Origin of the sequence: Limimaricola litoreus, from assembly GCF_024159025.1 — a bacterium.
In the GTDB taxonomy this organism is placed as follows: domain Bacteria; phylum Pseudomonadota; class Alphaproteobacteria; order Rhodobacterales; family Rhodobacteraceae; genus Limimaricola; species Limimaricola litoreus.
The window spans coordinates 1-6,924 of the sequence record NZ_JAMYXC010000317.1 but is presented as its reverse complement, the minus strand read 5'-3'; the positions used below and the strand labels follow the sequence as shown (position 1 = coordinate 6,924).

The 6,924-nt window shown below is 69.8% G+C and carries 6 protein-coding genes and 1 pseudogene; 4 read left to right on the top strand and 3 right to left on the bottom strand.

Going from position 1 to position 6,924, the window contains the following annotated elements; all coding sequences use genetic code 11:
* A pseudogene (locus NHG85_RS19075) lies at nucleotides 1–78 on the bottom strand (30S ribosomal protein S14); the annotation flags it as partial.
* Nucleotides 79–258: 180 nt separating this feature from the next.
* Here NHG85_RS19075 and crtI point away from each other — a divergent pair.
* From crtI to NHG85_RS19055, 4 genes are read left to right on the top strand one after another with little or no spacing between them, the layout of a single operon-like run.
* A complete protein-coding gene (gene crtI / locus NHG85_RS19070; RefSeq protein ID WP_253335324.1) occupies nucleotides 259–1,824 on the top strand; it encodes a phytoene desaturase family protein in 1,566 nt (521 codons plus the stop codon).
* Nucleotides 1,821–3,350: a phytoene desaturase family protein gene (locus NHG85_RS19065; RefSeq protein ID WP_253335323.1), complete on the top strand. Its 1,530-nt coding sequence runs from the start codon at nucleotides 1,821–1,823 to the stop codon at nucleotides 3,348–3,350. Before crtI ends, NHG85_RS19065 begins: the two co-directional genes overlap by 4 nt.
* Nucleotides 3,334–4,122 (top strand): lysophospholipid acyltransferase family protein, encoded by a 789-nt coding sequence (locus tag NHG85_RS19060; protein WP_253335321.1) that lies wholly within the window; start codon nucleotides 3,334–3,336, stop codon nucleotides 4,120–4,122. Before NHG85_RS19065 ends, NHG85_RS19060 begins: the two co-directional genes overlap by 17 nt.
* Nucleotides 4,122–5,237 (top strand): glycosyltransferase family 2 protein, encoded by a 1,116-nt coding sequence (locus tag NHG85_RS19055; RefSeq protein ID WP_253335319.1) that lies wholly within the window; start codon nucleotides 4,122–4,124, stop codon nucleotides 5,235–5,237. The genes NHG85_RS19060 and NHG85_RS19055 overlap by 1 nt, the downstream gene beginning before the upstream one ends.
* Here the strand turns inward: NHG85_RS19055 and NHG85_RS19050 are convergent.
* Nucleotides 5,234–6,601 carry an aldehyde dehydrogenase family protein gene (locus NHG85_RS19050; protein WP_253335318.1) on the bottom strand — a complete coding sequence of 456 codons (1,368 nt, stop codon included), beginning with the start codon at nucleotides 6,599–6,601 and terminating at the stop codon, nucleotides 5,234–5,236. The two genes, NHG85_RS19055 and NHG85_RS19050, sit on opposite strands and share 4 nt — an antisense overlap.
* Nucleotides 6,598–6,924, bottom strand: a 327-nt coding sequence (locus tag NHG85_RS19045) for a DUF2238 domain-containing protein (RefSeq protein WP_502213729.1), incomplete at its 5' end; no start/stop codon positions are given. The genes NHG85_RS19050 and NHG85_RS19045, both read right to left, overlap by 4 nt.

Sequence of the window (6,924 nt, the reverse complement as noted above, 5' to 3'; positions counted from 1 at the left end):
GCGGTTGTGAAGACGGGTGGGCGAGCTGTTGCGCGGCAGTTGCGCGAGCTTCAGGTTCGCCTTGAAGCGCTCTTCCAATCCATTTTTCCCATGTCTTCGGCCATTCGTGCCCTAACTGGTTTCTCGCCTACCCACAGGGCCGACACTGATAAAGATCGATATACATGGTAGATACGAAGCGCCCCAGAGCAATCCATTCCGTTCCGGCAGGCAGCGCGCCTGGCCAAACCCCGCGCGGTCTCTGAGATGGACGGGGCCATGCCACACGCCGTATCGTGCGCGAATGACAACCCCTCCGCGCCGCGCCGCGTGCTCGTCATCGGCGCGGGGCCCGGCGGGCTTGCCACGGCGATGCTTCTGCGCGCCGCGGGGGCCGAGGTCACGCTTTTGGAAAAGGAGGACCAGCCCGGCGGGCGCACCGGCGCGATCCGGCGTGATGGCTTTACCTTCGACATCGGGCCGACCTTTTTCCTCTACCCCGAGATCCCGCGCGAGATCTTTGCCGCCTGCGGCTATGATTTCGACGCCGAGGTCGATCTGATCCGGCTCGACCCGATGTACCGGCTGCAGTTCGACGATGGCCGCCGGATCGATGCGACGGCCGATGTGGAGCGGCTGGCCGAGCAGGTGGCCAGGATCGACAAGGCGGATGCGAAGAACGTCGCGGGCTATCTCGAGGCCAACCGCGCCAAGTTCGAGGCGTTTCGCCCGATCCTGCAGCGGCCCTTTGCCAGCCTGCGCGACCTCGCCCAGCCCGACATGCTCAAAGCCCTGCCCAAGTTCCGGCCATGGTCGACGGTGGACGGGGAGCTGCACCGCTGGTTCAGGAACCCCGACGTGCGCGTGGCCTTTTCGTTTCAGTCGAAATACCTCGGCATGTCGCCGTTCAAATGCCCGTCGCTGTTCACCATCATCGCCCATGTCGAATACGGCTTTGGCGTCTGGCACCCCAAGGGCGGCTGCAACGCGATTACCGCGGCGATGGCGCGGGTGGCCGGGCGGATGGGGGTCGATATCCGGCTGTCGGAGCCGGTCGAAAAGCTCAAGCTCGACGGGCGGCGCGCGGTGGGGGCGGTGACGGCCAAGGGCGATCATGACGCGGATGCGGTGGTGATGAACGCCGATTTCGCCCATGCGATGACCTCGCTCGTGCCCGATGCCGCGCGCAAGCGCTGGACCGACAAGCGGATCAAATCGAAAAGCTATTCCTGTTCGACCTTCATGCTCTATCTCGGGATCGAGGGCGAGCTGCCCGAGATGAGCCACCACACCATCGCCTTCTCGAACGACTACCAGCGCAACGTGGCCGAGATCGACGAAGGCAAGGCACCGGTGGAGCCGACGATCTACGTGCAGAACGCGAGCCGCACCGACCCGACACTGGCCCCCGAAGGCCATTCGGCGCTCTACGTGTTGGCGCCGGTGGGCAACCTCACCGGGGGCGAGGATTGGGCGGCATTGGCGCCGAGCTACCGCGAGAAGATCCTCGACCGGGTCTCGAAGCTGGCGGGGCGCGACATCCGGCCCATGATCCGCACCGAGATCATGTTCACGCCCGAGGACTGGCGCTCCAAGCTCGCGGTCTACAATGGCGCGACCTTCAACCTTGCGCATAATCTCGGGCAGATGCTGCATTACCGGCCGCGCAACCGCTTCGAGGATATCGACGGGGTGTACCTTACCGGGGGCGGCACGCATCCCGGCTCGGGCCTGCCGACGATTTTTGAGAGCGCGCGGATCGCGGCCAAGCTCTGCGCCGAGGACCTCGGCCTGCCGGGCAACGAAGAGATGACGACGGAACTGCCGATGGAGGCTGCGGAATGACGATCGGTATCATCGGGGGCGGGCTTGGCGGGCTGGCCTCGGCCTGCACGCTGGCGGCGCGGGGCCACAAGGTCATCCTGTTCGAAAAGAACGACTGGCTCGGCGGCAAGGCCGCGGTGCTGGAAGAGGAGGGCTTTCGCTTCGACATGGGGCCCACGATCCTCACCATGCCGCGGGTACTGGAGCGGATCTTCGGCGAGGCCGGGCGCGATCTGCATCAGGAGCTGGACCTGCGGCGGCTCGATCCGCAGTGGCGGTGTTTTTACGACGACGGATCGGTGCTCGATCTGCGCGACGACCCCAGGAAGGCGGCCGAGGAGATCGGCAGGCTCTCGCCCGCCGACCGCGCGGGCTTTGAGCGGTTCATGGAGGTGGCGTCACGGCTGTCGGATGTCTCCGACCGCTTCTTCTTCTGGAAATCGGTCGAGGACCTGCGCGACACGATGGATCTCAAGGGGAGCATGAATCTCTCCACGCTCTCGGACGTCATGGCGCTTCGGATGCACCGCACGGTCGCGGGGCAGATCAAGCGCGACGTGAAGGACCACCGCGTGGCCCAGATGCTGGAGCATTTCATCCAGTATGTCGGCTCTTCGCCGCTGGCCTCTCCGGCGGTGCTCTGCGGCATCGCGCAGATGCAGCAGGGCGAGGGCGTGTGGTATCCGATGGGCGGCACGCGGGCGGTGCCCAAGGCGCTGGCGCAGCTGGCCGAAAGCCTTGGGGTCGAGGTGCGCACCGGCACCGGGGTCTCGAAGATCGAGGTCGATAAGGGGCGCGCGCGGGCGATCGTCACCGACACGGGCGAGCGCGTCGCCTGCGAGCGGATCGTGTCGAACATGGACAGCGTGCGCACCTATGACGAGCTCGTGGGCGGCGACGAGGGTCGCGCCTTTGCCAAGAGCCGCAAGCGCGAGGCGGCCTGTTCTGGCGTGGTGCTCTATCTCGGGCTCGACCGGGCCTATGAGCACCTGGCGCATCACAACTTCGTCTTCTCGCGCGACCCCGAGGAGGAATTCGCCGCGATCTATGACAAGGGCGAGCCCGCCCCCGATCCGACCGCCTATGTGGCCGCACCTGCGCGGACCGAGCCCGGCGTCGCGCCGGAGGGGGGCGAGGCGCTCTATGTGCTGGTGCACACGCCCTACCTGCGCCCGCATCACGACTGGAAGACCATGCTGCCGGGCTACCGCGATGTCATCATGGAGAAGCTCAAGCGCACCGCCGGTATGGAGGACATCGAGGAGCGGATCGTGGTCGAGCGGTCGCTCACGCCGCAGGACATCCACGAGCGCTACCGCGTGCTCAACGGCGCGATCTACGGGCTGGCCAGCCATGGCAAGGTCATGGGCGCGTTCAAGCCGGGCAACCGCTCGCGGCAGGTCGAGGGGCTCTACCTTGCCGGGGGCTCGGCCCATCCGGGGCCGGGGATGCCGATGGCGCTGATGTCGGGCTGGATCGCCGCCGATACGCTCGATCAGGATGCGGGCGGGGCGGCACACGGGCGCGCGGATGTCGCGGCCGAGTGACCCCGACCCCGTGGCCGCGCGCTCCGCGCCGATGGCGCGGTTCTTCGCGCGGGTGATGCGGCGGCAATTGCGGGCGCAGTTTCGGGCCCTGCGCATCGCGCGGCCCGGCCTGCCGGATCTGCCCCATGACCGGCCCGTCATGGTGGTGTGCAACCATCCGTCGTGGTGGGATCCGGCGGTGATGATCGGCCTGCACGAGAGCCTGTTTCCGACCCGCACCGGCTTTGGCCCGATCGAGGCGAAGATGCTGGAGACCTATCCCTTCATGCGGCGGATCGGGCTGTTCGGGGTCGGGGAGGGGCGGCGCGGGGCGACCTCGTTCCTGCGCGTGGCGGGCGGGCTGATGGCGCGGCCCGACCGGGTCTTGTGGATCACCGCGCAGGGGCGCTTTGCCGATCCGCGCGAGCGGCCGCTCGGGCTTCGCCCCGGGGCTGCGCATCTGATGGCACGGCGGCGGGAGATCGTGGCGCTGCCCATGGCGCTCGAATACCCGTTCTGGTCCGAGAAACGGCCCGAAGCGCTCATTCGCTTCGGCGCGCCGGTCATGGCGCGGGAGGGCGAGGGCGCGGAGGAGATCGGCGCACGGCTGGAGGCGGCGCTGACAGAGAGCTGCGACGCGCTGGCCGGGCTGGCGATGGCGCGCGATCCTGCCGGTTTCGAGACGGCGCTTGGCGGGGCGCGCGGCACGGGCGGGGTCTATGGGCTGTGGCAGCGGGGCCGGGCGCGGCTGGCGGGGCGGCGTTTCGTGCCCGATCACGTGGAAGAGCGATGATGCTGCTCGCCCTGTCGATCCTCGGCCTTGCGCTGGCGGCGCTCTTCGCGGTGATGTGCCTCGTGAACCTGTCGGTGCTGCGCCCGCCCGAGGGGGCGGGCGAGGCGGCGGTGTCGATCCTGATCCCGGCGCGGGACGAGGCGGAGAACATCGGGCCCGCGCTCGATGCGGCGCTGGCGCAGCGCGGGGTTTCGGTCGAGGTGGTGGTGCTCGACGACGGGTCGAGCGACGGGACTGATGAGATCGTAGCAGAGCGGGCCGAGGCCGATCCGCGCGTCAGGCTGGTGCGGGGGGCCGTGTTGCCCAAGGGCTGGATCGGCAAGACCCATGCCTGCTGGCAGCTGAGCCGCGCCGCGCGGCATCCGGTGCTCTTGTTCGTCGATGCCGATGTGCGGCTTGCCCCCGATGCGGCGGCGCGGATGAGCGGGGAGATGGCGCGGCAGGGCCTCGACCTCATAAGCGGCTTTCCGGGGCAGGTGACGCGGACATGGGCCGAGAAGATCGTGATCCCGCAGATCTTCACCACGCTTCTGGGCTACCTGCCGCTGCCCATGGCACGCGCGCGGCCCGATCCGGCCTTTGGTGCGGGCTGCGGGCAGCTCATGGCGGTGCGGCGAAGAGCTTACGGCGCGGCGGGGGGGCACGCGGCCTTTGCAAGCCGGATGCACGACGGGCTGGAGCTGCCGCGCCGGGTGCGCGCCTCGGGCGGGCGCACGGACCTGTGCGACGCGACGCCGATCGCGACCTGCCGGATGTACGATGGCGCGGGTGCTGTCTGGCAGGGGTTCTCCAAGAACGCGACCGAGGGGATGGCCACGAAGCGCGCGCTGCCGGTCTGGACGCTGCTGCTGTTCGGCGGGCATGTGCTGCCGTTTCTCACCCTCGCGGTCGCGCTGATCTGGGGCGCTGCGTGGTCCGCTGTCCTCTCGGGCCTGGCCTGCGCGCTGGTGCTGGGCGCGCGGGTGGCGATGGCGGTGCGGCTGCGGCAGTCCTGGCTGTCGGTCGCGGCGCACCCCTTGGGCGTCTTGGTGGTGCTGGCGATCCAGTGGGTCGCGCTGTGGAACGGGGCGCGCGGGCGGCGGGCGGGCTGGCGCGGGCGCGATTACCCGGCCTAGCCGATCAGCGATTTCACGATGCGCTCGATGTTGCGGCCGTAAGGTGGACGGACGAGGCGCGCCAGCGAGGGGCGCGAGACCATGATGCTGCGCGGCCGGGTGAAGGCGCGAAACCCCTCCTCGCCGTGATAGGCGCCGATGCCGCTTTCGCCCGCGCCGCCAAAGGGCAGCTGGTGGATGCCGACATGGATCACTGCCTCGTTGATCATCGCGCCGCCCGAGCGGATCGCCTGCGCCTCGGCCCGCGCCGCGCCGGTGTCGCGGCCATAGACATAGAGCGCCAGCGGGCAGGGGCGGGCATTGATGAAATCGCGCGCCTCGTCGGGGCTGTCGTAGGGGATCAGCGGCAGGATCGGGCCGAAGATCTCCTCTCGCATCAGGGGATGATCGCGCGGCGGGTCGATCACCGCCACGGCCCCCATGCGCGGCGGCGCGGGCGGCTGCGTCATGAGCGGCACGGTGTCCAGCCCGTCCAGCAGGCCGGAGAGGCGGTCGCGATCCATGGGGCGGGCGATGGCGGCGTAATCGGGGCCCGACGGGTCGGGGTAGAGCGCGGCGCTGGCGGATTTCAGCGCCGCGACGAAGGGTTGCAGCATCTCGCGCGGCACCAACGCGTAATCGGGGGCGACGCAGGTCTGCCCGGCGTTCAGCAGCTTGCCCGCGACGATCGAGCGGGCGCTGTCATCAAGATCGGCATCGGCGCAAAGCAGGGCGGGCGATTTGCCGCCCAGCTCCAGCACGGTGGGCACGAGGTTTTCGGCCGCCGCCTGCGCCACCTTGCGGCCCGTCGCGGTGGAGCCGGTGAAGAACAGACCGTCGAGCGGCGCGGCGGCGAGGGCTGCGGCAGTCTCGGCCGAGGGGGGGAGTGCGACGGCGCGGCCGGGCAGGGCGGCCTCGATGATGCGGGCGATCTCCTCTGCGGTGCGCGGCGTATGCTCGGAGGCATGGACGATCGCCCGGTTGCCCCCCGCAAGGGCCGCCACCAGCGGCACCAGCGCCAGCTGCAGCGGGTAGTTCCACGGGCCGATGATGCCGACGAGGCCGAGTGGCACACGCTCGATCCGCGCGGTCGAGGGCCAGAAATGCGGGGGCAGCACGACGCGGGCGGGGCGGACCCAAGCGCGCAGGCTGCGCCGCGCCTGCCGCGCCGCGCCGATCACCATCGCCACCTCGGTCAGCAGCGTTTCGGGGCGGGGCCGCCCGCCGAAATCGGCGTCGATGGCGGCGGCGATGGCCTCGGCCCGGGCGCGGATCTCGCGCTCAAGCGCCTTGAGATGCGCGCGGCGCTCGGCAAGGGATGGGGCGGTCTCGTCACGGCGCAGATCGGCGAGAGCGCGAGCGAGCGGGTCGGGCATGTCGGTCATGGGCGGGGCTTTCGGATCCGGGGGGCGAAGCGGCGCCCGCTCCATGCGCCGTAAATGATCTCGTTGCGGGCGCAGAACTCGACCAAGAGCCCCGAGAGCGGCAGGCGGGTGCCGCGCCACAGCCGCCGCTGCGCGGCCAGCGCGCCGTAGCTCGCGCCCATGATGTTGACCGCGACATCGCCCATGGTGTCGGGCAGGCCTGAGCGCTGCGCATTGGTGCCGAAGATGGCGTCGATGGAGAACTCGAACAGCTCCCAGCAGGCCCCCACCAGTGCGGCAAAGCCGACGCCGAGCAGGCCGAGGATCCAGCCGGCGGTGCGCGG

What these genes read in the sequence shown, in the direction of transcription:
- NHG85_RS19065 (WP_253335323.1), top strand. Translation starts at nt 1,821, where the DNA reads ATGACGATCGGTATCATCGGGGGCGGGCTTGGCGGGCTGGCCTCGGCC.
- NHG85_RS19060 (WP_253335321.1), top strand. Translation starts at nt 3,334, where the DNA reads ATGTCGCGGCCGAGTGACCCCGACCCCGTGGCCGCGCGCTCCGCGCCG.
- crtI (WP_253335324.1), top strand. Translation starts at nt 259, where the DNA reads ATGCCACACGCCGTATCGTGCGCGAATGACAACCCCTCCGCGCCGCGC.
- NHG85_RS19050 (WP_253335318.1), bottom strand. Translation starts at nt 6,601, where the DNA reads ATGACCGACATGCCCGACCCGCTCGCTCGCGCTCTCGCCGATCTGCGC.
- NHG85_RS19055 (WP_253335319.1), top strand. Translation starts at nt 4,122, where the DNA reads ATGCTGCTCGCCCTGTCGATCCTCGGCCTTGCGCTGGCGGCGCTCTTC.